This window comes from Streptomyces cahuitamycinicus, assembly GCF_002891435.1.
GTDB classification, from domain to species: Bacteria; Actinomycetota; Actinomycetes; order Streptomycetales; family Streptomycetaceae; genus Streptomyces; species Streptomyces cahuitamycinicus.
Genome location: NZ_POUC01000679.1, coordinates 1 through 2,787 on the forward strand (window position 1 = coordinate 1; position 2,787 = coordinate 2,787).

General features: G+C 68.4%; 3 protein-coding genes and 1 tRNA gene. 3 read left to right on the forward strand and 1 reads right to left on the reverse strand.

Going from position 1 to position 2,787, the window contains the following annotated elements:
- On the forward strand, window positions 1-250 hold a 250-nt coding region (locus C1J00_RS41505), incomplete at its 5' end, for an SUKH-3 domain-containing protein (RefSeq protein WP_180989887.1).
- 28 nt (window positions 251-278) lie between these two features.
- On the opposite strand, the gene C1J00_RS41510 is transcribed toward C1J00_RS41505, so the two are convergent.
- Complete coding sequence (locus tag C1J00_RS41510; RefSeq protein ID WP_102913989.1) at window positions 279-1,574, reverse strand: sensor histidine kinase; 1,296 nt, start codon at window positions 1,572-1,574, stop codon at window positions 279-281.
- A 168-nt stretch (window positions 1,575-1,742) separates the two neighbouring features.
- On the opposite strand from C1J00_RS41510, the gene C1J00_RS41515 reads away from it, so the two are divergent.
- Together C1J00_RS41515 and C1J00_RS41520 are read left to right on the forward strand one after the other, a co-directional pair.
- The gene (locus C1J00_RS41515) at window positions 1,743-2,603 is read left to right on the forward strand and encodes a terminase gpP N-terminus-related DNA-binding protein (RefSeq protein ID WP_102913990.1); all 861 of its coding nucleotides are present in this window, start codon (window positions 1,743-1,745) and stop codon (window positions 2,601-2,603) included.
- A gap of 14 nt (window positions 2,604-2,617) precedes the next feature.
- Window positions 2,618-2,690 (forward strand) — tRNA-Gln (locus C1J00_RS41520).
- The last annotated feature ends 97 nt before the right edge of the window (window positions 2,691-2,787 follow it).

Sequence of the window (2,787 nt, forward strand, 5' to 3'; positions counted from 1 at the left end):
AGATGTGTATAAGAGAAAGCTGCACGGCCTCCACATGGCCCGCACCCTCGCCGACCTCGGCCGCGCCCTCGCCACCGACGTCTGCCCCCTCGGCACCGAAACCGACAGCCAGGCCCTCCTCGCCATCGACACCGACGGCCGCGCCTACACCCTCGACCACACCGGCGACTGGTACCTCGGCCCCGACATCGACCAAGCCCTGGCCACCCTCATCACCGGCACCGAACCGACACGCCTGACGACAGGCTGACAACAACCACACCAAACCACGCGGGCGACTACGACGCCGGAATCACCGCCGACACCCGAAAACCCCCCGCATCCGTCGGCCCGGACACGAACACCCCACCCAGCGCGGCAACCCGCTCCTTCATCCCCACCAGCCCGTTCCCCCCGGACGGCAACCGCGCCGACGCCGCCGCCTCCTCCGGCGGCTCGTTCTCCACCTGCATCGCGATCTCCGACACCCGATGCGCCAGCCGCACATACGTCTTCGCCCCGGCCGCGTGCTTGTGGACGTTCGTCAACGCCTCCTGCACCACCCGATACGCCGTCTGCTCCACCTCAGGCGCATACGACCGGGCATCCCCCTCCACCCACAGATCAACCACCATCCCCGCGGCCGCCGACTGCCCGACCAGCTCCTCGATCTCCTCCAGACACGGCCCCTCGTCATCCGCCGCCCGCGAAGCCGCCACCGCGGCAGCCACCCCCACCGACGCCAACGGCATCGACGCGGCACGCTCACGCCGCTCGCCCCCACTGCGCAACACCCCGAGCATCTCCCGCAACTCGGTCAGCGCCTGCCGCCCCATGTCCCCCACCAGCGCGGCGTTCCTGACGGCCTTCTCGGGATCCTTCCGCGCCACCGCCTGAAGCGCGGCGGCATGCACGACCATCAAACTCACCCGATGCGCGACCACATCGTGCATCTCCCGCGCGATCCGCGTCCGCTCCTCGTTCCGGGCCCACTCGGCCCGCTCCTCCGCCCGCTCCGCGAGCAACTGAAGCTCCCGCTCCAGACTGTCCGCACGCTCCCGCAAGCTCTCCATCAACCGCCGCCGCGCCCCCACGTACATCCCGAGCAGCACCGGAGGCGCCGTGAAACCCAGCGACATGGTGATCGCCGCGAACGGCACGAACCAGTCCCCCAGGTCCAGGTCCCCCCGCGACACGTCCTGCCGCGTCTTCACGAACGTCACGATCAGCGTCCCCACCAGCGCCATCCCCGCCAGCGAGGCGATGATCCGCCGGGGCAGCTCGGCCGCGGCCAGCGTGTACAGGCCGACGACACCCATCAGCAAGCCCATCTCGGCGGGCGTGACGGCGATCGACACCAGCACGACCGCGATCGGCCACCGCCGCCGCACGACCAGCACGGAACCGGCCAGCACCCCGAACACGACGCCCGCCGCCACCGGAATCCCGGCGTCCCGGGCGAACGGGATTCCCTCCAGCGCGCACTCCAGCGCGGACGCCACGGCCAGGCTCACATCGAACACGGCACTACGCCGCCTGGCCCACCACCAAGGCCCTCCCCGGGCCGTCACATGCTCTTCCCCCGTCGCGGTCATGCCTCCCAGCCTACGGGCGGCCACCGCCGGTTTTCCGGTGAGTTTCCCGGACTGGCCTACACCACACTCCGTGACCGTTCGGCTGCGAAACCACCCGATATCCCTCGAACTGCTGAATCGCACACCGTTCGACCCCGGAACCCATCATTCCGCCCGGACGGTATGCGTATGACACATGCACCAGGCAAGTACGCGGACTTCGAGGGACTGCGGGAGCGGGCGGTGGCGCTGCGGCGACAGGGCCTCAGCCTCCGCCAGATCCGCGACGAGCTGAAGATCTTCAACAACGACATCCTCCACCAGCTGGTGAAGGGAGAACCGCCTCCGGCCTGGACGAAGCGCCCGAACGCGAAAGACGACCTGAGGGAGCGGGCCAGGGAGCTCCGGCTCCAGGGCTGGACGTACGACCGGATCGAGGCGGAACTCGGCTGCTCGAGGAGCTCCGTGTCGCTCTGGGTGCGGGATCTTCCGAAGCCCGAACCCCGGTACACGCCGGAGGAGCAACGGTCGCTCATGCAGGCAGGTCTCGCCCGCCTCCGCGCCACACAGGACGAGGAGCGCAAACGCACCAAGGAAAGCGCACGGCAGGAAGTCGGCGGACTCACGGACCGGGAACTGTTTCTGACTGGGGTCGCTCTGTACTGGGCCGAGGGTTCCAAGAGCAAGCCGTACGACAGACGCGAGCGGGCCATCTTCGTCAACAGCGATCCCGGCGTGATCCAGGTCTACCTGGCCTGGCTCGACCTGCTCGAAGTGAGCCGAGAGCGCCTGCGTTTCCGGGTGCTCATCCATGAATCGGCGGATGTGGACGCGGCCCACCGCCACTGGGCAGACCTTGTGGGCGTCGCCGCGTCGGCATTCGCCAAGCCGACGCTCAAGAAGCACAACCCCAAGACCGTCCGCAAGAACACCGGCGACGACTACCACGGTTGCCTGGTCGTCACCGTCTCCCGAAGTGCCGAGCTGTACAACCGCATCGAGGGCTGGTGGAGCGGCATCGTTACCCATGCCGCAGCACGTCTCCGGTAAGGTCTGAGGCGCTGTCCCCCGTGGTGTAACTGGCAGCACACTAGATTTTGGATCTAGCAGGACAAGGTTCGAATCCTTGCGGGGGAGCCCACAGAACCTCTCACCTCAGTTCAGGTCCTGGCCGATCAGCCCTCGGCCAGGACCCACACCCGCACCCCCCACAAAACCCCCCGGTATCCTGCGG